At 70.5% G+C, this 23,302-nt stretch carries 30 protein-coding genes and 1 pseudogene; 1 reads left to right on the top strand and 30 read right to left on the bottom strand.

Going from position 1 to position 23,302, the window contains the following annotated elements:
* Positions 1 to 17 precede the first annotated feature (17 nt).
* A complete protein-coding gene (locus tag GBA63_RS22360) occupies positions 18 to 2,576 on the bottom strand; it encodes a heavy metal translocating P-type ATPase (RefSeq protein WP_166180657.1) in 2,559 nt (852 codons plus the stop codon).
* An 87-nt stretch (positions 2,577 to 2,663) separates the two neighbouring features.
* Entirely contained in the window at positions 2,664 to 3,401 is a 738-nt protein-coding gene (locus GBA63_RS22355) for a DUF305 domain-containing protein (protein WP_166180655.1), read from the bottom strand.
* 262 nt (positions 3,402 to 3,663) lie between these two features.
* On the opposite strand from GBA63_RS22355, the gene GBA63_RS22350 reads away from it, so the two are divergent.
* Entirely contained in the window at positions 3,664 to 4,017 is a 354-nt protein-coding gene (locus tag GBA63_RS22350) for a hypothetical protein (RefSeq protein ID WP_166180653.1), read from the top strand.
* Here the strand turns inward: GBA63_RS22350 and GBA63_RS22345 are convergent.
* The 28 genes and pseudogenes from GBA63_RS22345 to GBA63_RS22215 all read right to left on the bottom strand — a co-directional run bounded on the left by GBA63_RS22345 (position 4,014) and on the right by GBA63_RS22215 (position 23,190).
* Complete coding sequence (locus GBA63_RS22345) at positions 4,014 to 4,790, bottom strand: TVP38/TMEM64 family protein (RefSeq protein ID WP_166180651.1); 777 nt, start codon at positions 4,788 to 4,790, stop codon at positions 4,014 to 4,016. The genes GBA63_RS22350 and GBA63_RS22345 overlap by 4 nt on opposite strands.
* Before the next feature lie 117 nt (positions 4,791 to 4,907).
* The gene (locus tag GBA63_RS22340) at positions 4,908 to 5,510 is read right to left on the bottom strand and encodes a class I SAM-dependent methyltransferase (RefSeq protein ID WP_228282707.1); all 603 of its coding nucleotides are present in this window, start codon (positions 5,508 to 5,510) and stop codon (positions 4,908 to 4,910) included.
* Positions 5,511 to 5,515: 5 nt separating this feature from the next.
* A complete protein-coding gene (locus GBA63_RS22335) occupies positions 5,516 to 5,683 on the bottom strand; it encodes a hypothetical protein (RefSeq protein WP_166180649.1) in 168 nt (55 codons plus the stop codon).
* Between the two features lie 298 nt (positions 5,684 to 5,981).
* The gene (locus tag GBA63_RS22330) at positions 5,982 to 6,359 is read right to left on the bottom strand and encodes a hypothetical protein (RefSeq protein WP_166180647.1); all 378 of its coding nucleotides are present in this window, start codon (positions 6,357 to 6,359) and stop codon (positions 5,982 to 5,984) included.
* A 100-nt stretch (positions 6,360 to 6,459) separates the two neighbouring features.
* Entirely contained in the window at positions 6,460 to 6,879 is a 420-nt protein-coding gene (locus tag GBA63_RS22325) for a hypothetical protein (RefSeq protein WP_166180645.1), read from the bottom strand.
* A gap of 9 nt (positions 6,880 to 6,888) precedes the next feature.
* Positions 6,889 to 7,707 (bottom strand): class E sortase, encoded by an 819-nt coding sequence (locus tag GBA63_RS22320; protein ID WP_166180643.1) that lies wholly within the window; start codon positions 7,705 to 7,707, stop codon positions 6,889 to 6,891.
* Between the two features lie 23 nt (positions 7,708 to 7,730).
* Positions 7,731 to 8,786, bottom strand: a complete 1,056-nt coding sequence (locus GBA63_RS24570; RefSeq protein ID WP_407690864.1) for a VanW family protein — start codon at positions 8,784 to 8,786, stop codon at positions 7,731 to 7,733.
* Positions 8,787 to 8,906: 120 nt separating this feature from the next.
* Positions 8,907 to 9,068, bottom strand: a pseudogene (locus tag GBA63_RS24565) (peptidoglycan binding domain-containing protein); the annotation flags it as partial.
* 10 nt (positions 9,069 to 9,078) lie between these two features.
* Complete coding sequence (locus GBA63_RS22310) at positions 9,079 to 9,489, bottom strand: hypothetical protein (protein WP_166180639.1); 411 nt, start codon at positions 9,487 to 9,489, stop codon at positions 9,079 to 9,081.
* A 31-nt stretch (positions 9,490 to 9,520) separates the two neighbouring features.
* Positions 9,521 to 10,150 carry a class E sortase gene (locus tag GBA63_RS22305; RefSeq protein ID WP_166180637.1) on the bottom strand — a complete coding sequence of 210 codons (630 nt, stop codon included), beginning with the start codon at positions 10,148 to 10,150 and terminating at the stop codon, positions 9,521 to 9,523.
* A 93-nt stretch (positions 10,151 to 10,243) separates the two neighbouring features.
* On the bottom strand, positions 10,244 to 11,248 hold the full coding sequence (locus tag GBA63_RS22300; RefSeq protein ID WP_228282705.1) for a VanW family protein: 1,005 nt from the start codon (positions 11,246 to 11,248) through the stop codon (positions 10,244 to 10,246).
* 85 nt (positions 11,249 to 11,333) lie between these two features.
* Positions 11,334 to 12,185, bottom strand: a complete 852-nt coding sequence (lgt, locus tag GBA63_RS22295) for a prolipoprotein diacylglyceryl transferase (protein ID WP_166180635.1) — start codon at positions 12,183 to 12,185, stop codon at positions 11,334 to 11,336.
* Complete coding sequence (locus tag GBA63_RS22290; RefSeq protein ID WP_166180633.1) at positions 12,182 to 12,466, bottom strand: glutaredoxin family protein; 285 nt, start codon at positions 12,464 to 12,466, stop codon at positions 12,182 to 12,184. The genes lgt and GBA63_RS22290 overlap by 4 nt, the downstream gene beginning before the upstream one ends.
* Positions 12,466 to 13,173 carry a peroxiredoxin family protein gene (locus tag GBA63_RS22285; RefSeq protein WP_166180631.1) on the bottom strand — a complete coding sequence of 236 codons (708 nt, stop codon included), beginning with the start codon at positions 13,171 to 13,173 and terminating at the stop codon, positions 12,466 to 12,468. Before GBA63_RS22285 ends, GBA63_RS22290 begins: the two co-directional genes overlap by 1 nt.
* Positions 13,154 to 14,116, bottom strand: coding sequence for a cytochrome c biogenesis CcdA family protein (locus tag GBA63_RS22280; protein WP_166180629.1), 963 nt, complete (start codon positions 14,114 to 14,116; stop codon positions 13,154 to 13,156). Before GBA63_RS22280 ends, GBA63_RS22285 begins: the two co-directional genes overlap by 20 nt.
* Positions 14,117 to 14,515, bottom strand: a complete 399-nt coding sequence (locus GBA63_RS23480) for a DUF2933 domain-containing protein (RefSeq protein ID WP_207957271.1) — start codon at positions 14,513 to 14,515, stop codon at positions 14,117 to 14,119.
* Between the two features lie 287 nt (positions 14,516 to 14,802).
* A complete protein-coding gene (locus GBA63_RS22270; RefSeq protein WP_166180627.1) occupies positions 14,803 to 15,144 on the bottom strand; it encodes a hypothetical protein in 342 nt (113 codons plus the stop codon).
* Positions 15,131 to 16,336, bottom strand: coding sequence for a sensor histidine kinase (locus tag GBA63_RS22265; RefSeq protein WP_166180625.1), 1,206 nt, complete (start codon positions 16,334 to 16,336; stop codon positions 15,131 to 15,133). The genes GBA63_RS22270 and GBA63_RS22265 overlap by 14 nt, the downstream gene beginning before the upstream one ends.
* Positions 16,329 to 17,045, bottom strand: coding sequence for a response regulator transcription factor (locus GBA63_RS22260; protein WP_166180623.1), 717 nt, complete (start codon positions 17,043 to 17,045; stop codon positions 16,329 to 16,331). The genes GBA63_RS22265 and GBA63_RS22260 overlap by 8 nt, the downstream gene beginning before the upstream one ends.
* Before the next feature lie 163 nt (positions 17,046 to 17,208).
* Complete coding sequence (locus GBA63_RS22255) at positions 17,209 to 17,499, bottom strand: SHOCT domain-containing protein (RefSeq protein ID WP_166180621.1); 291 nt, start codon at positions 17,497 to 17,499, stop codon at positions 17,209 to 17,211.
* Positions 17,496 to 17,975 (bottom strand): SHOCT domain-containing protein, encoded by a 480-nt coding sequence (locus tag GBA63_RS22250; RefSeq protein WP_166180619.1) that lies wholly within the window; start codon positions 17,973 to 17,975, stop codon positions 17,496 to 17,498. Before GBA63_RS22250 ends, GBA63_RS22255 begins: the two co-directional genes overlap by 4 nt.
* A 307-nt stretch (positions 17,976 to 18,282) precedes the next feature.
* Positions 18,283 to 18,909, bottom strand: a complete 627-nt coding sequence (locus GBA63_RS22245; protein ID WP_166180617.1) for a hypothetical protein — start codon at positions 18,907 to 18,909, stop codon at positions 18,283 to 18,285.
* Between the two features lie 12 nt (positions 18,910 to 18,921).
* Positions 18,922 to 19,797, bottom strand: coding sequence for a sulfurtransferase (locus tag GBA63_RS22240; RefSeq protein ID WP_166180615.1), 876 nt, complete (start codon positions 19,795 to 19,797; stop codon positions 18,922 to 18,924).
* A 92-nt stretch (positions 19,798 to 19,889) separates the two neighbouring features.
* A complete protein-coding gene (locus tag GBA63_RS22235) occupies positions 19,890 to 20,657 on the bottom strand; it encodes a DUF305 domain-containing protein (RefSeq protein ID WP_166180613.1) in 768 nt (255 codons plus the stop codon).
* A gap of 33 nt (positions 20,658 to 20,690) precedes the next feature.
* The gene (locus GBA63_RS22230; RefSeq protein ID WP_166180611.1) at positions 20,691 to 21,029 is read right to left on the bottom strand and encodes a hypothetical protein; all 339 of its coding nucleotides are present in this window, start codon (positions 21,027 to 21,029) and stop codon (positions 20,691 to 20,693) included.
* Complete coding sequence (locus tag GBA63_RS22225; protein ID WP_166180609.1) at positions 21,026 to 22,069, bottom strand: cation diffusion facilitator family transporter; 1,044 nt, start codon at positions 22,067 to 22,069, stop codon at positions 21,026 to 21,028. The genes GBA63_RS22230 and GBA63_RS22225 overlap by 4 nt, the downstream gene beginning before the upstream one ends.
* Before the next feature lie 31 nt (positions 22,070 to 22,100).
* Complete coding sequence (locus tag GBA63_RS22220; RefSeq protein WP_166180607.1) at positions 22,101 to 22,748, bottom strand: methyltransferase family protein; 648 nt, start codon at positions 22,746 to 22,748, stop codon at positions 22,101 to 22,103.
* Positions 22,749 to 22,851: 103 nt separating this feature from the next.
* The gene (locus tag GBA63_RS22215) at positions 22,852 to 23,190 is read right to left on the bottom strand and encodes an ArsR/SmtB family transcription factor (RefSeq protein ID WP_228282703.1); all 339 of its coding nucleotides are present in this window, start codon (positions 23,188 to 23,190) and stop codon (positions 22,852 to 22,854) included.
* Positions 23,191 to 23,302: the final 112 nt, after the last annotated feature.

Genomic DNA, 23,302 nt, shown 5'->3' with positions numbered 1-23,302 from the left:
TGTCCTGTGTCCTTTCCCTAGACAACCTTTGTTCTTCTGAGCCTGAGCGCGTTCGTAAGCACCGTCACGCTGGAGAGCGCCATCGCCGCCGCCGCGAGGATGGGGTTTAGGAACCCGTATTCGCCGAGGAAGGGGCGCAGGGCCCCGGGCACGCCGCCCGCTTCGCCGGCGAAGAGCGGGTACAGGACGCCCGCGGCCACCGGGATGAGCGCGACGTTGTAGGCGAACGCCCAGAACAGGTTCTGCCTTATGTTCCTCACCGTCGCTTTTGAGAGCTTTATCGCCCTCGCCACCCCGCGCACGTCGCCGCCGATCAGGGTGAGGTCGGCGGCCTCCATCGCCACGTCGGCGCCGGTGCCGATGGCGACGCCGACGTCGGCCTGGGCGAGCGCCGGCGCATCGTTTATGCCGTCGCCGACCATGCCGACCCGTCTGCCCTCGGCCTGGAGGCGCTTGACCTCTTCGGCCTTGTCCCCGGGCCTCACCTCGGCCAGGGCCCGGTCTATGCCGAGCTGGCGGGCGATGGCCTCGGCGGTGCGGCGGTTGTCGCCGGTGAGCATGGCCACTTCGAGACCCAGGGAGCGCAGCCTGTCCACGGCCTCCCTGGACTCCTCGCGCACGGTATCGGCGACGGCGACGAGGCCGGCGGGCTGTCCGTCTATGGCGACGAACATCGGGGTCTTACCGCCGCGCGCCAGCTCCTCGCCCATCGGGACGAGCCCGTCCTCGCCGACGGCGGACTCTGCTAGGGACTGCGCTAGGGACGCCTCCAGGAAGCGGCGGTTGCCGACGAGGACCTCCCGGCCCTCGACCCGGGCCCGCACGCCTGCGCCGGTCACGGCCTCGAACCCCTCGGCGTCGGACAGCGAGAGGCCACGGCCCCTGGCGCCCTTCACGATGGCCTCGCCCAGAGGGTGCTCCGAGCCGCGCTCGGCGGAGGCGACGAGCCTCAGGAGATCCTCGTCGGGGACGCCGTTCGTGACCGCGACGTCGGTGAGAACCGGCTCGCCGCGGGTGAGGGTGCCGGTCTTGTCGAGGACTATGGTGTCGAGCTTGTGGGCGCCTTCGAGGGCCTCGCCGCCCTTGATGAGGATGCCGGACTCGGCGCCCTTGCCGGTGCCGACCATGATCGAGGTCGGGGTCGCGAGGCCCATCGCGCACGGGCAGGCGATGATGAGCACGGCAACCGTGTTCAGCAGCGCGAACGTGAACGCCGGCTCGGGGCCGAAGGCGAGCCAGACGCCGAACGTCGCGAGGGCGGCGACTATCACCGCCGGCACGAAGACCGCGCTGACCCGGTCGGCCAGGCGCTGGATGGGGGCCTTCGACCCTTGGGCCTCCTCGACCATCCTTATGATCTGCGAGAGCGCCGTGTCCTTGCCGACCTTCGTCGCCTCCATGCGGAACGAGCCGGTCGCGTTGATCGTCGCGCCGATCACCCCGTCGCCGATCCTCTTGGTCACGGGGATGTACTCGCCCGTGATCATGGCCTCGTCCACGGCGGAGGTGCCCCAGACGACGCGCCCGTCGACCGGGACCTTCTCCCCCGGTCGCACGACAACGACGTCGCCGACCTCGACCTCCTCGACGGGGACGTCGGCCTCCTCTCCCCCACGAATCACGCGGGCGGTCTTCGCCCGGAGTCCAGCGAGCTTCTTTATGGCCTCGTTGGTGCGTCCCCTGGCCCGCGCCTCCAAGAGCCTCCCCAGGAGGATGAGCGTGATGATGAGCGCCGAGGTGTCGAAGTACACCTCGGCCCTGTCGCCCGCCCCGGCGAAGAGGCCGGGCGCCACGGTGGCCGCCGCGCTGTAGAGGTAGGCGGCGCTCGTGCCCAGGGCCACCAGCGTGCTCATGTTCGCCTGCCCGTGCTTCAAGGCACCCCAGGCGCCCCTGTAGAACCTGCGCCCGGCCCAGAACTGCACCGGCGTGGCGAGCGCGAGGAGCGTCCAGTTCAGGACCGGCATCGGGAGCGGGATGGAGAGGCCGAGCATGTGCGGCAGGCTGCCGATCAGGATCGGGACCGTGAGCGCCGTCGCGACCACGAAGTCCCGCTTGAGCTCCCGGTAGCCCCTCTCGTGGGCGTCTTCGGGGGCAGCCTCGCCGCCCTCCTCCTCGCCGGGCGAAGCCACGCCGTAGCCCGCGCCCTCGACGGCCTCCTTGAGGTCTCGTTGCTCCGCCTCGCCCCGGAGGTCGCGGACCGATGCCTTCTCGCTCGCCAGGTTCACGCTCGCGTCGAGGACGCCGGGGACCTTCCACAGGGCCCGCTCGACCCGCCCGACGCAGGAGGCGCAGGTCATCCCCGTAACGCCGAAGCTCGCCTCCCGCACGTCCGCGCCGTACCCCGCGCCCTCTATCGTCCCGACCAGGTCCTCGGGGCCCGTGGCCTTCGGGTCGTACTCGACCGTGGCCTTCTCGGCCGCGAAGTTGACGCTGGCGCTCTCCACCCCCTCCTTGCTCGAGAGGGCCTTCTCGACCCGGCGCACGCAGGAGGCGCACGTCATCCCGGTGACCGGGATGGTGACCACGCTACCGATCTGCTCGCCCACCGGCACAACTCCTCTCACCTTTTTTACCATACCCCCCTATCCTATATTGAGCGATACCAGGGGTCAAGGCGACCGGAGGGGAGGGGCCGCAAGCCCCTCCCCCGAATCGTCCGGCGTCTAGCCCTTGGGGTACCATTGCTCACGCCATCCCTCCATCTGCTCTATCTCGCGCTCCTGGGCGCTCACGATGTCTTCGGCGATCCCGCGTATTTCGGGGACTTTGGTTTCCTCGCGGGCGACCTCGGCCATGGCGATGGCGGATTGGTGGTGCGGGATCATCTCGTCGATGAACGCCTTGTCGAAGGGCCTGGCTTTCGCCAGCTCCCGCGGGTCGGACATGCCCATCGCCCGCGTGTTTTCCTCGTTCATCTCCGTCGTGGACTCGGCGGAGCCGTACTCGCGCTCCCGGATCTCGCCGAACATCCTGATCTCGGAGCGCTGCGAGGAGACGATGTCCTCCGCAACGTCCCTTATCTCGGGGTGGTCGGCCTCCTCGAGGGCGACCTCTGCCATCTCCACGGCCCCCTCGTGGTGCGGGACCATCGCGTCGATGAACGCCTTGTCGGAGTACTCGCCGTTCGGCATGACCATCTCCCGGGACATCGCCGTCATGTCCTTCGAAGGCATACCCCCGTGGTCCATGCCGGCCATCCCGCCGCCCTGCGTCTCGTCTTGTGTAGGCGCCACGCCGGGGTCGGTCTCCCGAGCCGCCTGCTGCGACCGCTCGCCGCCCGATCCGCCAGGGTCGTTGCCTTGCAGGTCGTCGCGGCCCTGCCCACCGCCCGCGCTGCTCGCGCATGAGGTCAGCGTCAGGCCGATCGCCGCCAACAGCGCGGCCATAGCGTGCTTTCTCATCTCCGTCTGCCTCTCTGTGGTTTCGGTGTTCGTGTGCTGCTGGATCGCGCTATCGGGGCGCGGATCAGAGCCGGAACACCTGCAAGAGGGGGGCCGTGGGTCCCCGAGGTGGAGGGAGAAGACGCGGCGTCGGGATACGCCCCATGCCCACGAACCAGGACATCGCTACCCGAAGCGGGACACCGCGAAGCAGGAGCGTCGCGATCGTCCCCCCAACGAGGAACGCGAGCAACGCGGCCGCGTAGTCCGAAGGGACTACCGGGTGCTCGGCACGGTGATCGGGCGAATGCTCCTGAAGGTGCCCCTGGGAGTGCCCTTGAAGGGCCGCCGCGCCGCCGGTGACGGAGGCTTGGTGCGCCTGCTCGGACGCGGCGAGCCCGCACACCTGGTGCAGGCCGCCCAAGACGCCATGGCAGAGGAACAGCGCGACCACCAGAAGGGCGGGCACAAGCCCCCTCCGGAGCGGGCCGGGCGCGTCTTCCCCCACGAGGCCGGTATTGGTCATGGGAACATCGTACCACGAATTACCCCCGTGGGGTATATGGACACTTACCGGCGCGTCGCCCGCGGCGTCCCGTGCTCCGGCTCGGGCCCCGGGCGGATCGTGAAGCGCTAGGGCACGGGCTTGCCCGCCCTCCGGCGCCGGACGACGGCGGCCACCACCGCCCCGGCGATCACGACGCCGAAGGCGAAAAGCAAGGCCTGTACGTACTGCGGCGCCCTTTCTCCCAGGTAGGCGTAGGCGAAGGTCGCGGGGGCCGCCCCGATCACCGTGACGGCGAAGAAACCCCAGAAGGGCATGCGGGTGAGCCCGGCCGCGAAGGAGATCACGTCGAAGGACAGGATCGGCACGAGCCGCGCGGCGAGGACGGCGTAGGTCCCCCAGCGCTCGAACCAGCGGTCGGCCGACTCGAGGCCTGTCCTCCCCACCAGGGCCTCCACCGGTCCGCGCCCGAGGGCCCGCGCGAGCCAGAAGCTTGTGGCGGCGGCCAGGGACGCGCTCGCGAGGCTCAGCACCCCGCCCCAGAAGGCGCCGAAGGCCAGCCCGTTCGCGAAGGTTATGAGGAAGGCCGGCAGGGGTGCGGCGAGGGCCTGGAGGATCATGAGCAGGGCCGAGACGACCGGCGCCCAGGCCCCGTACGAGAGGATGTAGTCCCTCAAGCCCGAGACGTCCCCCCTCCACAGTATTGCGGCGGCCCGGTTCGCCTCCGCGCGAAACTCCGCCGAGAGGAGGTAGGCTAGCCCGAGCATAGCCCCGGCGGCCAGGACCACCGCGAGCCGCGCCCGCCCGACGGTTCGAGACCCGATGGTCTTCGCGCCGCTTGGCGGGCGGGCGCCGGGCGGATCCTCGCGCGTTTCGCCGGCTCGGGCGCGCCACCCCGAAGCCATCCCTCGCCAGCGTCTTCGCAGGCGTCTTTTCATCGCTCTTTCCCGTTCGCCCGTGGTCCCCGTGGTCCCCGGGATCGCGCGTGCCGCGTCTGGGCCGTCGTCTGCACCGTCTCGGTCCTATCCTGGGTTCCGGGCGAATACGGTGAGCACGAGCCCGTCGAGGTGGCGCTCCACCCGCTCGACCTCGAACCCCGCCTCACGGACCGCCGCCAGGGTGTCCCGGTCGAGGCGGCACCCCCCGGCGAGACGCTTCCAGATCGGCGTGGCCTTCTCCTGCGCCCACGCGACGTGCTTTCTGTCCATCTTCACGTGCTCCAAGAGGCGGAGCCCGGCCCCTTCTTTGAGCACCCGCCGCGCTTCTGAGAGGGCCTTTTGCGGTTCCTGTACGGTGCAGAAGGCGAGGGTCGCCACCGCCGCGTCGAAGCTCGCGTCCTCGAAGGGCAACTCCTCGGCAACGGCGGGTATGAGGTCGACCGCGAAGGGGGCGCCTCGGGCCCGCCCCCGCGCCCGACCGAGCATGGCCCCGTCGGGGTCGACGCCGACCAGGTGGGTTACCGCTTCCGGGTAGAGCGGCAGGTTCCTGCCGGTCCCGATGCCCAGCTCCAGCACGCGTCCGCGCAGGCCGTCGAGGGCCTTTTCGCGCAGGCGCCGCAGACCCAGGTTCTCCGGGAGCTCCATGACGGGGTCGTACAGGCGGCCGAAGAGGCCGGAATCGATCACGCCCCCTAGCGCTGGGCCTGCTGGACGAACCAGACGATAAGCCAGACGAGCAAGGCCACGACGAGGAACCAGAAGAGCAGCATGCCGAGTATGCCGCCCATCATGCCGCCGCCCATCATCTGACCCATGCCCCCCATCCTGCCGCCCGCGAGGACCGCGATGATCACCAGCACGAGCAGCGCCCAGTATCCCGAGAACCACCCTGAGGTTGTCGCCCACGGACCGTGCCTCTCCTTCGTGAACCCGACGGCCCGACTTCGCCTACGACGTGAGAACCCGCGTTGCGCGGGGCCGCGGGCGTTCGGGTGTCGCTCCTGGCGACACTTATCGGGCGACGCTTGTGCGACTTGTCTTACGGAAAGAGGTTACACGGTCCATATGAAGGAGCCGTGAAGATGCCGTGAAGTCCTCGTGCGGGTCCGAGCGAGCAAGAGAGTCGGTTGCTCGCCTCGTGCTTGCGGGCCCTTTCGGCTAACCGCCCCGGCTGTCCTGGACGGCCTCGAGCACTATGGAGTCGCCGGAGACCTTCACTACCAAGGACCGCACCCCGGCCCAGTGGTCCCGCCAGATCGGGTCCTCGGAGACCGACGGGTCGAGCCGAAGCCCCCACCCCTCGCGCTCGCCGTGGTCGAGGGCGCCCTCGAAGACGGTCTCGGGACCCCTCCTCTCGCCGCGCCCGCGGGGAGGGGGGAGGCGGTGGATCCCGTTGCGGGAGCGGAAGGCCTGCACGCTGGAGGCGCTCGTTCCGAGCGCGTCGGCGATCCAACCGTCCGCCATGCCCGCTTCGGTCCACTCCCTTACCCGCCCCGAGTGGGGCTTGAGCGCCACGCGCTTTTTGGGTCCCGTCATGCCGACGCTGGCTCCTCCTACTCGCGTCCGAATCCGTCTTCGGGCCCGTCTTCGGAATTGTCTTCGGGACCGCCCGCGGCGCCGACCGCCGACCCCCGTTCTACCACGACGGTCGCCTCCCACCGACCGCCAGGAAGCTCGCGAGGAAGTCCTCGCGGTCGGCGCTCACGAGCCCCAGGAACGCCTTTCCGCCGAGCCTGCCGGGCAACGGATCCAGGGCCACCCTCCCGGCGTCCGAGAGCGGGCCCAGGAGCAACGAGGCGAGCTCCCCGGGCGCGGTCTCCCTCACCAGCCACCGATCCCCCGTCTCGGCGCCCTCCGCCGCCCCGAGGCCGCCGAGCGCCAGGAACAGCTCGGCCTCTTCCCCGAAGCTGAACACCGGCACCGCCCTCTCGCCATCGGCGAGCTCCAGGGCGAGCACCTCCAGAAACCCGCGCTCGTGGCTCACGATCAGCCAATACGGCCTCCCCCGGCGCCGCGCCCCAAAGCGTGCCTCGGCGGGGACCACGCGGGGCGTCACGCGCCCTTCCTAACCCACACGGTCGGCCCGCACCACCAATCGCCCCGACTCGGGCCCCCCCGAGTAAAGGTCGGGGCCCAGGGTCCACCAGTCGTCGACGCTCTCGGTGCAGGTCTGGAGCGAGACCACGTCCCGGCCCGGGATCGGCCTGGTGACCCGGGTCTCCCAGGGGTGCACCGCGAAGATCTCGGTGACCCGGTAGGTGTAGACGGCGCCGTTGGTGTCCTCGAGGACTACCTCGTCGCCCTCTTGCATGGCGGGCAGGTTGTAGAACTGGTAGTGGCTCTCGGTGCCCGGCCAGCCGACGCGGTGGCCCGCTATGTACGTGTTGGTGGAGGGCTTCTCCCACGGGAAGCCGGTCTCCGGCACCTTTATGGCGCCCAAGTCCAGCGCGCGCTGCGAGTCGTCGTTCCTCACCGTGTGACCGTAGACGCCGAGCCTCGGGACCGTGAGGTACATCGTCGGATCTTCGGGGGCCGGCGGTGCGGCGGCCTCTTTTTCGGCGGCCTCCTCCTTGGCCGCCTGCTCCTCGGCGGCCTTCTCTGCCCTCGCGCGCTCGGCCTCTTCCCTGGCCTCGAGGTCCACGACCGGCTCGGGGGCGCCCGCCACGGCGGGGGCGTCGACCCTCTGAACGGGGCCGTCGTTCGAGCCCGAGGGGGGGGCACCGGAGACCGCGGCAGCCCCGATCCCGCTCAGGAGCAGCAGCGCCAGGGCGAGGGAGGCGAAGAGGCCCCTCCTGGGACGTCTCCTGAAAACACCCTTCTTCCCCGGATCCCGCCCGAAGGCGCGCCCGGCCACGTACCGCGATCTCTTCTTCGTGAAAGCCATAGGCTGTCGTCGGTCTCCTCTCGTTAGGGGTTGGTGGGCGCCACGGGCACGGTGTCGGCCGGGATGGGCCGGCCCTTCTCGTCCTTGAGGGCTCCGTAGGTGTCCCTGTGGAGCACCCCGTCGTAGAGGACCTCGCCGTCCTTCTTCACCGTCTGGTAGGTGACCCACTCGGCCGAGTCGGCGTTCCTGTAGACGGGTTCGGACCACGTCCGTACTTTCGTGCCGTTGGGCTGGCCCCAGATCTCGGCGTAGACGTAGCCGCTCTCCGCCACGTACTGCCTGACCAGCACGTAGGCGTCGGTGGTGTTCTCGAACTCCATGTCCAGCTCGCCCTCCCCGTTCGGGCCGCCGAACCAAACGGTGGCGTCGAGCCCCGGCCTTATGTAGGGAAGCTGCGCGTAGTGGGGGGAGCGCTCCGTGACGTCGAGGCCGGCCTCGTTGACCGCGTTGTAGAGGGTCGAGGTGACCTGGCACAGGCCCCCGCCGTCGGCCGTGGTCTCCCGGCCGTCCACGATGACCTTCGACGCGTTGTAGTCGAGGCCCGAAACTTTCTCGTTCATGGAGAAGACTTCCCCCGGGGCCAGCACCGTCCCGTCGACCGCGCCGGAGGACATACTCAGGTTCTCCATCCGCTCGTCGCTCTTGTCGGAACTCAAGGTGTAGTCGGTGCGGTAGGAGCCCAGCAGCTCGGTCGGCTTCATCCGCCCGGCCTCGGCGGTCGTCAGGCCCGGCTCGACCGTCGCCACGGGCACCCGGTACTCCCGCCTGCCCTCGAAGAGGCCGCCCCGCATGGCGCCCAAGAGCTCCTCCTCTTCGATCCTCCGGCCCTCCCTTCCCGGCGTGACCGTGACGCCGACCCCGGCCGCGGACCCCTCCACGGACCCCTCCACGGACCCGCCCACGTCGAACCCGGCCTCCACCGGCTCCACAGTCAGCGCGGAGAAGACGTCGCCGAGCGCGGCCCTCAGCCTCTCCTCGTCCAGGCCCGCCCGGATCTCGCCCCCGCCGGGCGCGAAGGTCAGGGCCCCGCCGACCTCCGCCGGGGTGAGCGTCCACTCCCGCCCTTCGGCGGCCAGCACGACCGGCCCGGACACGGCGGCCCGGGCCTCATCGGCCGCCCGCTCGGCCGCCCGCGTGGTGATCCGGGGCCCGAGCTCCTCCCCGACAACCGCCGCCTCCCCGCCGAGGTTTTCGAGGGCCTCCTCGACGTTTTCTACGGTGCGTGGAACGTCGGTCCGGAAGCCTTCCCGGGCCTCTTGGACCCCCACCTCTCCCCCGGCCACGGCGACGGAGGCGTCCCGGGGTTGCCCGTTTGCCCTCTTTGCGGCCTCCTCCGCCGCCGTCCGGACGGCCTCGGGGCGTACTCGACCTCTAGCGGTATCCGGACGGCGCCGAAGGCGGCCCCCAGCCGCTCGTCGAGGCGCCGGGGTATGCTGCCCCGCGGCCCACGCCGTAGGCTTCCCCCACGCTCGCCGCGACGGCGGGGCGGAAACCCATCTCCTCCTTGTCGAGGACGAGGCCGCCCCCGGGGCCGGTGAGCCGGACCTCCCCCGGCGCCCCGGAGGCGCGCTCCTCGAGCGCCCGGCGGGCCTCTTGGGGGGTCTTGCCGCCGAGCGGCACGCCGCCGACCTCGACGCCCCGGTAGACGGCGCCGGCGTTCGACCAGTAGTCCAGCGCCACCAGCGCGGCGACGAGGGCGCAGAGGACGATCACCGCCCCGCCGACGCTGCGACCGCCCCGCCCGCGCCCCTTGCCGCGGCTGGGGAGCCCTTTTCCCTGCATAGCCCTCCCGGCAGACGGTCTTCGCCAGGACCTAAGCAACCTGGGCCTCCTCTACGAGCTCGGCCCGGGTGATCAGGCGCTTCTCGTAGTCGGGGAGGGTGCAGGTCTGGAGCGTTAGAACGTCCTTGCCGGGTACGGGCTTCGTCACGGAGAGATCGGTGGGCCCCGTCACGAACTCCTCGTAGACCCTGTAGGTGTACTCCGTGCCCTCCGAGTCGGTGACGAAGATCTCGTCGCCCTTCTCGAGCGCGTTCTGGTCCCAGAAGGCCAGGAAGCTGTCCGTGCCCGGGTAGCCGAGCCTGTGGCCCGCCAGGTAGACGTTCGCCCCGTCCTCCCAGGGGAACCCCGTCCCCTCGAGGTGGATGGCGGCGTGCTCCTTGAGCGCGGCCTCGTCGTCGCCGGCCGCGTCGGGCACGGCGTCGTCCTCGATCCGGTCCATTTTCGGGATCGTGAGGGTCAGGGTCTCGTCCCCGGGGCCTTCGGTTGTCCCCTTTTCGGGTTCTTGCCGGGCCCCGACCTTGGGGACGCCGAAGCCCCCGGGGTCCTCACCGTTTTTGGCTCCGGTATCGCTTAGGCCCACAAAGAAGAACGCAACGAGCGCCAGGCCCGTCCCCACGAGGAGCACGCTCCCGAGCCTCTGGATGATGCTCTTTGTCCGCAATCTAGGTTACCTCCTGACCCCTTCCCGGGGTCGGTCCGTGGGCGCGCCGTGGGCCAGACCCAACCGGCAGAACGCTCCCGTTGCTCCCCGGTCCTATTCGGTTTCCGCCCAACCGGTGGTGTTGGTGGGGTCGGGCCAGCCGCCGACCCGCGGCTTGTTGGTTTCGTAGTGCGGCATCCCTTCGGGGACCGGCGGGTTGTAGCCGTAGACGTCCGTGTGCAGCAGGCCGTCGAAGAGCACCTCGCCGTCTTTGGTCACCTTCTTGTAGGTGGCCCACTTGATGCCCCGCGCGGGATCCTCGAAGACCTTCTCCGAGCGCATCTCGACCTCTTTGCCGGTGGGCTCCTCGCCGAGTATCCGGGCGTTGAGGAAGCCCTTCTCGTCCACCCACTCCCGGACCAGGACGTCCCCGCCGGTGGTGTTCTCGAACCTCATGTCGAGCTCGGGGATTCCGTCTCCCCCGAACCACACGGTGGCGTCGAAGCCGGGCCTTATGTACGGCAGCACGGCGTAGTGGGGGTTGCGCTCGACGATCTCGAGCCCGGCGTACTGGGCCGCCATGTGGAGCGTCGAGGAGACCTGGCACAGCCCCCCGCCGTTGGCGTAGCCTACCCCCCCGTCGGAGAAGGTCTTGGCGGCCTCGTAGTCGAGGCCCCGGGTCAGGTCGTTGAAGGAGAAGACCTCCCCCGGCTCCAGCACGGTCCCGTCGACGGCGCCCGCGGCCAGGTTCATGTTGCCCTTGCGGCTCGGGTTGGAATCCCACAGGAAGTCCGTCTGGTACTCCCCGAGGACCTCCATCTCCTCTTGCCCGCCGGCCTCCTCGCCGGGGTCCGCCCCCTTCGGACCCTCCCCGGCGCCGGCGCGCTCTGCGGGGCCGACCGCGGCCTTCTCCCCGCCACCTCCGCCGGCCGGCGGCCGCTCGGGGCCCGCCGGGGCCGTCCCCAGGGTCGTCCCCAAGGCGCCGCCGCCCGCCAGGTAGACCGCCGCGGCCGCCGCGACGAGCAGGGCGGAGGCGGCCGCCGCCAGGCCCAGCGATTTGTTCTGGCGCCCGCGGACGGCGCGGGCCCTGCTTCTCTTCTTTGTGCGTGCCTCTCTCAAGGTGGTTACCCCCCCGCTTGGTGTGGATTCGGTGATCTTGCCGGGGCCGTCGCCGGTTTCTGGTCGTGGCGCATCCGCGGCGCGTTCATCCCGCGGACCCTCCCTTGGGGGCCGCGTTCTTTAGATCGCGGCCGCCGCCCCGCCCGGAAGCGGCCGTCCCCCTGGCCCGCAACCGCCAGGCGAGAAGCGGGACGAGGATCACCAGCACCGCGAGGGAGACCGCCTGGGCCTCCTGCAGGCCGAAGAACCAGACCTGCTCCGTCCGGAAGAACGTGAGCAGGAAGCGCCCGGCGGCGTAGACCCCGGCGTAGGTGACGAAGAGCAGCCCGTCGGTCTTGTAGACGCCGCGCAAGGACCACAACAGCCCCAGGAGCGCGAGGTCGAAGAGCAGCTCGTAAACGGGGTAGGGGTGGAGGGGCTCGCCGAGCAGCTCCGGGGGGACCATGGACGCCGGGTTGGTGTAGACGAAGGCCCACGGGACGTCCGCGGGGGCGCCCGTGGCGTCGCCGTTCGGGATGCAGGCCAGGCGCCCGAGGCCCTGGCCCAGGATCAGGCCCGGGGCCGCCGCGTCCGCCGTCTTCCAGAACGGGAGGCCGGCCAGCCGCGCGTAGACGAGGCCGGCGAGGACGCCCCCGATCAGGCCGCCGTAGACGGCCAGCCCGCCCTCCCACACGTACAGGGCCCGCGCGGGCTCGCCCGCGTAGAGGTCCCAGCGGTCCACCACGTGGAAGAGCCGCGCGCCGATCACGCCGCCGAGCAGGCCCCAGAGGATCATCGACCGCATCTTCTCGGTGTCGAGGCCCCGCCTGCGGGCCTCGCGCACCCCGAGCCACCAGCCGGCGGCGACCGCCAGCGCGACGAGCAGCCCGTACCAGGTCGGCATGAAGGGCCCGAAGTGGCCGATCATGGGGTTTACGCCGATCTCGATGCCGTTCAACGCTTATCCTCCCCCCGGGCCTCCCTTTGGGCCAGCCGCCGTTCGAGCTCGCTCCGGAGCTTCTTTTCCGAGGGCCGGCCGTAGGAGAAGGGCACGCCGGCGACGAAGATCCCCGGCGGGAACATAACCCCGCCGTGCCAGGCGAGCTCCTGGCCCTCGGGCGTGGCCAAGTCGAGCTCCCTCACCGAGATCGGGTACTCGCCCGAGAGGCGCCCGAGCACCTCCTTGGCCTGCTCGCAGAACGCGCAGTGCTCCTGGGTAAGGAGCGTCACCTCCACCACTACGACGACCCCTTCTCGAGCCCCGCGCGCATGTCCGCGAGGAGGTCCGGGGCCGGCACGTACATCGTGTAGTCCGGGGCGCCGCCGTAGTCCGCCCGCCACCTTATCTCGCCGTCGGGCCCGACGACGATGAACGTGTGGCCGTTGGTGGACCCCCCCATCATCCCGTAGCTGTTGGTGTCGTAGGTCTTCGAGGCGGCGAGGTTCGGGTCGGTCAGAACGGGCGTGGAGATGCCCTCGTCCTCGACCTTCTGCTCCAGGGCGTCGGGGGGGTTGTTCGTGATGCTTGCGACCTCGTCTATGCCGAGCTCCTCGAACCCGCCCATGTTGGCCTCTATGTCCCTGATCTGGTCCCAGCACGGCTGGCAGCCGAGCCCCTCCTGGAAGTACAGGAGCACGGTCTCGCCGCGCTTTTGGGAGAGGTCGAAGGTGTCGCCCTGGGCCGACTCGAGCTTCATGGGCGGGGCCTCCTCGCCCGGGCCGGGGTCGCCGACCTGAATGGGGTACCTGCCCGCCTGGCCGCCCGCCGAGGCCGGCTGCTCGGGGGCGCTGAGGACGAAGATGGCCCCGAGGCCGGCGACCGCCGGCAGCAGTATCGCGGCGAAGACGAGCACGAGGCCTAAGCCTGGGCCCCTCCGGACGGTCTTGGGCTTCTTGGGCGTGGTCTTCTTGGCCTTGTCGCTGGTCTTAGGCGTCCCTGTACTCAATGGTCTCCTCCTTCTCTTCTTGTTCTTTGGATTCTTCGTGTTCTTCGCGTTGCTCTGACGGCGCCGTCTCGTCGGGGCTCACCTGCCGGAGCGCGCGCCACGCGAGGAGCGCCGCGGCGGCCAACAGGAGGGCGCCGCCGGCCCATCCCGGCACCCACGAGAGGGCCTCCGTGACCACGCGGCCGTAGTGCTCGAGGTCGGCGGAGAGGTTCGCCTGCCAGCCGCTGGAGGCCGGCATCGAGTCGTATGCGAGCCCCACGTACAGCGTGGCAACCGCCATGAGGACGAGCAGGAGGCCGCTGGCGAGGCTCGTCCCCGTGATCGTGCGCTCCGGCAGGGGCCCGATCCGGTAGGAGAAGGTCCTGGGCCTGAACAGGCGGCTCTTGCCCCAGTCGAAACGCTCCCAGAGGAGCGAGATCAAGAAAAGCGGGGCGACCATCCCGAACACGTACGAGGCCCCAAGGCCCAGGGCGAGCCCGAACGAGGACGCGACGCTGGAGAGGGCGATCACGCCGGCCAAAACCGGCGCGCAGCACGAGCTGGCCACGCCCGAGAAGACGCCCATGGTGTAGACGCTCAAGGGCCCGCCCTTCCCGCCGGCCCTGCGGCCCGGCACCGGGATGTGCAGCTCGCCGCCGAGCAGGGTGTACGCCCCCAGGCCCAGCATGAGGAGGCCGCCGGCGACGTAGATCGGGGTGTGCTGGGTCGTGAACAGCTGGCGCAGGACCGACGCCCCCATGGCGAGCGGGAGGATGACCGTCGCTATGCCGGCGGCGAACAGGAAGGTCATCGCGACGAGCACGCCGCGGTTCTTGAAGGAGCTGGCGAAATAGGCGGGGAGCATCACGGAGATGCAGCAGGGGGCGAACAGGGCGATCACGCCCGCCACGGTCGCCGCTATCACCGAGCCGCCGAAGAAGATGCTGCTGCTGCTGCTGTCCATCTACCGGATGCCCCCCTCGGCGTCCGCGGTGTGGTCCGCCGTGCGGTCCGCGGCGCCGTGCGCGCCCCGGCGCTCGCGGTCGCCCGCCCGCGGCTCGTCCCGCTCGAGCTCGCCGATCCGGCCGGCCAGGTCCGCCTGCTCGGTCCGCAGCCGGGCGAGGTGCTCTTCGCGCGTCAGGCCGGCGTCCGCCTCGTTTACCTCTCGCGGCGCCCGGCCTTCCGCGCCCCCGCCCCGCTGCATGCCCCACATCATGAGCACCATCGACAGCGGGCAGATCGCGAGCAGCAGGAGCGGGAGGGCCGCCGCCGCAAGGTTCGGGGCAACGACGTAGGTTCCTACCCCCAGCGCCGCCAAACCGGCGATCACCTTCCAATTGAGACACATCTTCAACATCTTCATTGCGTAGTCCTCCCAAGAAAATAAGGCGTGAACTGGCGCGCCACGCGCGGCTCGCGCGCTTTGCGCCCTCGGTTTTGCGCCCTCGGTTTTGCGCCCGCCGTCTCCGGTTGCGGGACGCCCCGACGAGGCGGCAGGCCCCGAAAGGTCCGCGCGCTGCGACGGTCATCCCACCCGGGCGAAGCGAGCGGCCAGAGGACGATACGATCCGTCCCCGGCGAGCACGCCGGTGCGCCCGGCGTTCGACGGCGAGCCTCTCCGGAGCTACCGCTCCTGGACGGAGCGGTCGGTTACCGGCCGGGTGAGGGTCTCGGAGGCCAGGGGTCGGGAGGCAGGTACGCCTCGTCGGGGCGCGGTTCCAGGAAGGGACGGCGGCTAGAGAGAGCGCCAAGGACGGACACCGCGTAGGGCGCCGCGAGCACGGCGGCCGCGCAGGGCGCCCCGAGGCACCCCGAGTCCACGACGCCCGCGTGCGCGGCCTGCGGGCATTCCCCGGGTCCGCAGGAGTCGTGCGCGACCCCTAAGGACGGGTAGAGCGTCACGAACGCGGCGACGAGGACCGCGAGCAAGACCAGGCACGCGCGGCGCCGCAAGGGCAAGGCGGCCGGGCGAAGCCCGCTACACGCGGCCATTTTGCGATTCCTTGTCGTGGTTGGCGGGTTGGGCGTCCGATGGGGGGGCGGCGGGCAGCGAGAGGCCGAAGGTCGACCCCTGCCCCGGCGCGCTCTCCGCCCACACCCGGCCGCCGTGCGCCTCGACCAGCTGCTTGACGACCGCGAGCCCGATGCCGCTTCCGCCGTCTCTCCGCGACCTCGCGCCGTCGGCGCGGTAGAAGTGCTCGAAGACGTTCGGCAGGTGCTCGGACGGGATCCCCGAACCGGTGTCGCTGACCGTCGCCTCGAGCGTCGCCGGCCGCGAGGCCGGCCCGACCCGCAGCGTTACCCTCCCGCCCGGCGGCGTGTGGCGCAGCGCGTTCTCCAGGAGGTTGCCCAAGACCTGGGAGATCCGGTCTGGGTCGACGTCGGCACGCGGGAGGTCCCCCGCCGCCTCGACCTCCAGTCCGACGCCCCTCTCCTCGGCGCGCGGGGCGAAGCGCGCGGCGCTCGTGCGCGCCAGCTCGCCGAGGCCCGTCGGCTCCCTGCGCAGGGGCAGCTGCCCGGTCTCCGCCAGCGAGAGGTCGCGCAGGTCGTCGATCAGCCGGGAGAGCAGACGCGTCTCCCCGTGAACGTCGGCCACGGCCTCGGCCGAGAGCGGACGGACCCCGTCGAGCATCGCCTCGAGGTCCGCCTGGATGACCGCCAAAGGCGTGCGCAGCTCGTGGGCGACGTCGGCGGCCATCCGGCGCCTGAGCGCCTGCTGGCGGCCGACCGCCTCGGCCATCGAGTTGAAGGCCGCGGCAAGCTCCCCAAGCTCGTCGCGCGAGCGGACCGGGACGCGCCCTTCCAGGTCGCCGCCGGCCACCCGACGGGCGGCGGCCGTCAGGTCCCGCAGCGGGCCGGAGATCTGCCGGGCGAGCAAGAGGCCCACCCCGACCGCCGCCAGGACGGCCAGACCGCCGGCCACCCACAGGGAGCCGGCGATGGCCTCCAGGTACGCCCGCTCGGCCGGCCCGATCACCTCCTCGACCATCTGCCGGCTGGCCTCCGGCCCCATCATCTCGTCCATCATGCGTCCCATCTCGCCCAGGTTCCCGGTCTGGCGGCCGACGAGGTAGTCCTCGAACGCGCCGCTCGCGGACCGGCCCACCAGCAGGCCGAGCACGCCCACGGCCACGAGGGTCACCCCCAAGAACGCGAGCAGCAGCTTCGCGCGCAGGCTACGCACGCCCCGCCTCCAGCTTGTAGCCGACGCCCGGCACGGTGGCGACGCTCTCGGCGGCCCCGTCCCCGCCCGCGCCCGCGAGCTTTTTGCGCAGGTTCTTGACGTGGGCGTCGACCGTGCGCTCGTAGCCGGCGTAGGCCTCGCCCTGTATGCGCTCCAGCAGCTCCAGCCTCCCGAAGACCCTCCCGGGCCTGCGGGCGAGGGCCGAGAGCAGCCGGAACTCGGTCGGGGTGAGCGCCAGGGGCACGCCGTCCCACGTCGCCTCGTGGCGGGAGGGGTCCACCCGCAGCGGCCCCACCGACAACGGCGCCTCTGAGGCCCCTTCGGCTCCGTACTCCTCCGCGGGGACGGCCCGCCGCAGCACCGAGCGGACGCGGGCCAGGAGGGTGCGCGGGCTGAACGGCTTGGCGACGTAGTCGTCGGCGCCGAGCTCGAGCCCTATCAGCTCGTCGACCTCCTCGGCGCGGGCGGTGAGCATGATGATCGGCACCGCGGAATCCCGCCGGATGCGGCGGCAGACCTCGAGCCCGTCGAGCTCGGGAAGCATGACGTCGAGCACGACGAGGTCGGGCCGCTCCTGGCGGAACCGCTCGAGCGCCACCCGCCCGTCGCCGGCGCTGACCACCCGGTAGCCGTCGTGCTCGAGGTACTCGCGCACGACCCTCACCAGCTTGGGCTCGTCGTCCACCACCAGGATCTTGCGCCTGCTCATCCTCGCCCCCCCCTGCCGCGCGCCTCTGGCCGGCAGGCGGCCAGAGGGCCGGCGCGAAGCCCGCCCCAGAGGATGCGACCTTCGCCCCCGCGCCCTCGAGACCCGGGCGAGGGGCGCGCGGAGGGTACGGTGCGTGCCGGGCAGGCCGTGCGCGGGGCGCTAATCACCGCTCCCCGGCCTCCCGAACGAAATCCTCGTAATCGCCGTGCGCCGGCTCCCCGCGCAAGATCCCGAGCGCCTTCCCGAACTCCTCTGCGCCCACCTCTCCCCGGGCGAAGCGCCCCCGCAGGGTCTCTTCGGCCGGGTCGGTCCGGGGTTGGGTACGGCCGCTCAAAGCGCCCCGGGCGGGCAGGATGCCGATGGCGGCCAAGACGACCACACCAAGCAAGCCGGCGAAGAGCAGTACGCCGACCAGCCCCGCCAGGAGACCGAGGACGCCGCATCCGCCCATCATCGCTTGCCACCGCCTCCCCTCGCCTCAATGCTCAAACGGGGCACTAACCGGGGCAGCGTTCGCGCCGCCGCCCCGGTCATCACGGGCATAACCCCCTCAGGTTGGGCCGTCCGCACGGACCGCCGGGGGTGGATACGGTCGTCCGCGCTTGCCTCCCGGCCGGCGCCCCTAGTAGTCATCGTGGGTGCCACGGGCAAGTTCCTCTGTAGGGTCATCGGGCATCTGGCGTGATCGTCGGCGCCTATCTCGCCGCGGGCGAAGCGTTCGCGGAGAACCTCCTCGGCCGGTGACGCTCGGGGCGCGTAGGATACGCTTCTCCGGCGCCGGTTGTCGGCGAGCACCCTGAACGAGATCCAGGCCGCGAATCCCAGGAGGCCGATCAAGAGCAGCACGTTCGTTAACCCCCCGGCGAGGCCGTAAGCACCCCAACCCCACATCATGTTGCCGTCCATCATGCCGTCAAATCCACCCATCATCGTAGCGCCACCTCTCCCGATCGGCATCGTTTCTCGTCGCCGGCGCACAAGACCGTTGCCCCGGGTGAGCCCTGGTCGAGCCTCGATCCCGAAGGGGCCGGCGGAACCCGCCCAACGTTCCTGCGCAAAGGATAGCCCGCGGTCGTGAAGAAGCGGTGAAGGGGGCGTGAAGATCCGATGCGCATACGGATCCGGTGGCGGGGCTCGTGGCTGGGGGCCCGGACCGCGCCCGACGGCCGCCGCGCCGGCGAGCTCCTTCTCCGGGCCGCCCATGCGCCATTGTTGGCAACCACGCACCCGGCAAGTTCTACCGGGGCCAAAAGCGGCGCGCCCCGAGGGCGCCCGAGACAGCGGGGGCGGATCCGGTCGCCATCGCCGCGGCGGCCACGACCGGGCCGGGGAAGGCGGAGAAGCTCCGGGCCCCCACGACGGTCGTTACGAATCTTTTCCGGTTCACGCTCTCGGGCTCGGCGTTCCCACCGGCCTCGATCCTCGGCTGGGGATCGAGGATCACCCGCCCAACGTGTGCGCAAGGTCCGTAGAGCAGGGAGACGAGTTCCCCGGCCGTGGTCTCCCGGACCTCCCAGCCGCCCCCCAACCCCCGGAGCCAGAGGAACATCTCCGCCTCTTCCTGAAAGCGGAAGACCGGAAGCCCCTCCCCGCGACCGTCGGGGTCCTCCGTCAGCACCCCGATTTTGCCGAAGCGGCGATTCGCCACCGTCCAGTACCTCGACGGGCGTGCCGACCGGCGTGCCGGCCGCGTGGCGTTGGTTCTGGGCGCGCCTGCCAACATCGTTACCGCCTCTCCCGGCGCGCGGGAGCGCCAAAGCGAAGACCCTATCTCCGTCCCCCTGCCCGCCCCCTCGGGAACCCCCTTGTGGCGGGGGTTCCCGAAGTGGTCCACGAGATAGGCTACGCGCTGTTTACGGTCCAACGCTTGCGGTCTCTAGCGCTCGATGGGGGCGCCCACGGAGTTGCCCCACTCCGTCCAGGAGCCGTCGTAGTTGCGGACGCTGTCGTAGCCGAGCAGGTAGCTGAGCACGAACCAGGTGTGGCTCGAGCGCTCCCCGATGCGGCAGTAGGCCACGACCTCGGAGTCGCCGGAGAGGCCGGCCTCCCCCTCGTAAATCTCCTTGAGCTCGTCGGCGCTCTTGAAGGTGCCGTCCTCCCTAGCGGCCCGCGCCCACGGCACGTTCGCAGCACCAGGGATGTGCCCGCCCCGCAAGGCGCCCTCCTGCGGGTAGTCCGGCATGTGGAGCAGCTCGCCCGAGTACTCGCCTGGGCTCCTGACGTCGATCATCGAGCCGTTGGCCTGCAGGTGCTGCTCGACGTCGGCCTTGAAGGCCCGGATAACCGAGTCGTCGCGGGTCGGGGTCGGGTACTGCGCCTGCGGCACCGAGGGGACCTCCTGGGTCATCTCGCGGCCCTCGGCCTCCCACTTGACGCGCCCGCCGTCCATGACGGCGACGTTGTCGTGGCCGAAGAGGCGGAAGACCCACAGGGCGTAGGTGGCCCACCAGTTGTTCTTGTCCCCGTAGAAGACGACCTTCGTGTCCGGGCCGATGCCCTTCTCTGACATCAAGCGGGCGAACTTCTCGGGGTCGAGGTAGTCGCGCACCAGCGGGTCGTTCAGGTCCTCGACCCAGTCGATCTTGACCGCGTTCGGGATGTGCCCCACCTCGTAGAGCAGGACGTCCTCGTCGCTCTCCACGATGCGCACGTTCTCGAGGTCGTTCAGGTGCTCGGCGACCCAGTCGGTGCTCACGAGCGCCTCCAGGTGGGCGTAGCCCTTCTGCTCTATCTGCTGCTCGGTATTCGCCATTTTTTCTGCTCTCCTTTGCGTCCTGAGTTTCCGGCCTGTCCGTTTCCCAAAGATTGGGGGCGACGAAATGCGCCGCCCCCGGTCGGGGATCGTTAGCTCTTGGATGCGGCCTCGATCTCGTCCAGGTAGCCCTTCATCAGCTCTATCTGGGCCGACTGCTCGTCTTCGATCTTCTGGGCGAGGTCCTTCAGTTCGGGATGGTCGGCCTCCTCGAGCGCCTTCTCGGACATCTCGACGGCCATCTGGTGGTGCGGGATCATCATCTCGAGGAACATCTCGTCTGTCGCGTCGGCGCCCATCGTCTCCCGCATGGAGCCGCCCATCATCCCTTCCATCATCTCATTCATCATCCCGTCGCCCATCATCCCGTCCATCTGGCTCGGGTCCATCATGCCGAAGGTCCGCCCGGCGTCGGGGTACCAGTCCTTGCGCATGTCTTGCATCCGCTCGACCTGCTCGGCCTGGCTCCGCTGGATGCTCTCGGCGAGCTTCCGGAGCTCGGGCCGCTTCGAGTCGGAGATCATGTGCTCGGAGGACATGATCGCGCCCTCGTGGTGCATGATCATCTGGTCGATGAACTGCAGATCGAACGGCTTGTCCTGCTCGAAGGAGCCCATCGCCCGCGTCTCATCGCCGCCCATCATGCCGCCGTCCATCATCGAGCCCGTCCCGCCGTTCTCCATCATGGAGCCCGGGCCGCCCCCACCCATCATAGAGCCCTCCTGGTCGTCGCCGTGCGCGTAGGCTATCCCGCCGGCCCCCACCGCGATCAGCGCGGCGACGGCCAGCCCGCCCGCCAGAAGCTTCGACCTCAGCCCGCCGCCCCCGGCGTCGCCGCTCTCCGCGTTTATGGTCTTCACGATCATCATCTCCTCTAAAGTTTGCCTGTGCGATCAGTGTAGGCTGGCGTTGTGAAGAAGCCGTGAACCGCCGGTGAAGATCCGGTGCCGATCTCGCGCCAGCGGCCACCGAGGCCCCGGCGGGAGCGAGGCAAGTGGGAACACCGGGGCGGCGAACGCGACGGACGCGAGTGCCAGGCCGGCGAGGAAGAGCAGCGTGCCCGACAAGCGTTTGGGAAGCCGGATCCGGCCGCTGGCGACCAGCAGGGATAGCACCACCAGCGCGCCGAAGAAGGCCACCATGGCGAGGCTGGCGAACGGCAGGGCAACCGGCAGGGTGCCGCTAGCCGGTCCGGCGGCCGGGATAAGAAGGCGCTCGGGGGTTTCGCTCAATGGCCCGGCCGGAACGGTGCCGCGCCCCCCTCCTCGCCGCGCGGGAGGAACTCGAGGCGCCTCCCTTCGCCCTCGGGTCCGTGGTCGCCCACGTGGTCCACCTGCAGCGTCGTGTGCTCTATGCCGAACTCCCCGGAGAGCACCTTCTCGATCTCCCGGCGGCGCTCGTGGCAGTCCACCTCGTTGCCGACGAGGACGTGGGCGGCCAGCGCCGGGAAGCCGCTCGTGATGGTCCAGACGTGGAGGTCGTGCACCTCCACGACGCCCTCCACCTCGACCATCTTCCTTCCCACCGCCTCGGCGTCGATGCCCCGCGGGGCCTGCTCCAGGAGGACGTTCACCGACTCCTTGAGCAGCTTCCACGAGGAGCCCAGGACCAACAGGCCGATTAGGGCGCTGATGATCGGGTCGGCGTACACCCACCCCGTGAGGATGATGACGAGGGAGGCGGCTATGGCGCCCACCGATCCCATAACGTCCGCGATCACGTGCCTCAAGGCCCCCTGGAGGTTCAGGCTCTCGCCCCCCGAGCGCATCAGGATCGCGGCCCCCGCCGCGTTGATGACGAGCCCCAACACGGCGACGGCGAGCATCCAGCCGCCCAGGATCTCCGGCGGCTCCTGCAGGCGCCTATAGGCCTCGACGAAGATCCAGATAGAGATCGCCACGAGCGTCATGCCGTTGAAGAGGGCCGCCAGGATCTCGGCCCGCTTGTAGCCGAAGCTCCTGTTGGGGGTTGCGGGCTTGGCCGAGAGCCAGAAGGCGAAGAGCGCGAGCCCGATGGAGGCGGAGTCCGAGGCCATGTGCCCGGCGTCCGCCAGTAGCGCCAGGGAGCCGGTTAGGAGGCCGCCGATCACCTCGACGACGAGGAAGGTCGTCGTCAGGCCGAAGACGACCGCGAGCGCCCGCCTGTCAGCGTTGCCGTGGGAGTGCCCATCGTGCGAATGCCCCCCGCCGCCGTTTTGCGGGCGCCCGCCGTGCCCGTGCTGCTCGTCCGAGTGGGGGTGGCGGTGGTCTTCGTGGGGGTGCGAATGCGCCATCGTCAGCTCTCCCCGTATCGCCCGGGGTTAATCAACGCAACCCACCCCGCGCCCGCGGCGGGCGGACCCCAGCGGCCCTCAGAAGCCCCACGCCCGGCACGAAGCGCCCCACCCTCGACGCGTAGCCGGCGTAGCGGGCGCCGTGCGCGCGGAGCAGGTACGGCTCCTCTACGAGCCGCACCTGTATCTCCACCGCCGCGACCAGCGCCGCCGCCCCCAACAGGGACGCGGCGTTCGGGACCAGCAGCGCGAGGCCCGCGAATGCCGGCACCATCGCCGAGAAGATCGGGTTGCGCACGAGCGCGAAAGGGCCCGCGGTGACGAGCTCGGTCTTCTCCTTTTCATCGACCCCTATGCGCCACGACCGGCCCATCGCCCATTGAGCCACGAGGGTGCCCGTCAGGCCCGCAAAGAACAGCACGAAGCCCAGAGCGTGCCCGAGCGGCCCGTCCAGGGCGGCGATGGGTTCCGCCGCCCCCGCCAGGGCCAGCAGCGGCGCGGCGAGGAAGAGCACCACGGCGGCGACGAAGAGCACGCCCCCGGCCCACTCCGCGGAAAACGGGCGCCCGCTTATCCCCTTGAAGCCCGTCGAGCCCGTAGAGCGGAGCTGCACGAGCGTCCGCCCGCCGAAGGCGAGCGCCAGGTAGAGCGCCAGTAGCACGAGCGAGGCGATCGTCACGACCTACCTCCCCCACGCCCATAGTATGATTCGTAATTCATATGAACAAATATACATGTGTTGGGACGGGGTGTCAAGAGGTCGGGACCTCAGGGGGTCGCCTTCAGTCGTGTCGGGCGTGTTCGAGGACGACCCGGAGCAGGTCGCGGACGTGGTCGTCCGCCAGCGAGTAGCGGACCGTCTTGCCAGACCTCTCGAAGCCGACGAGGCGGGCATCGCGCAGAACCCTGAGCTGGTGGGAGACGGCCGACTGGCTCATGCCGAGGGCGGCCTGCAGGCCGCCGACCGAGAGCTCCCCCTCCCGGAGCAGGGCGCAGAGCAGGCGCATCCGGGTGAGATCGCCCAGCACCTTGAGGAGCTCGCTGGCCTCGCGAATCTCGGGCGCGATGTGCGCGTCTGCCGGCCCGGCCTCGGCCGGGCGGGTGCGGCGGGTCCCATGCATGGGACGCATTGTACAGTGGCATGGTCGGCGAGGGCGCACTGCGGGGTTCGCGCCACGGTCCGCCCGTTTTTGGCACGATGGGACCAGGCAACGTTGGCCCATCCGCCTGATG

The organism is Rubrobacter tropicus, assembly GCF_011492945.1.
Classification (GTDB): Bacteria; Actinomycetota; Rubrobacteria; order Rubrobacterales; family Rubrobacteraceae; genus Rubrobacter_D; species Rubrobacter_D tropicus.
The sequence above is the reverse complement of the archived record's forward strand: the minus strand, read 5'-3'. Positions and strand labels throughout refer to the sequence as shown.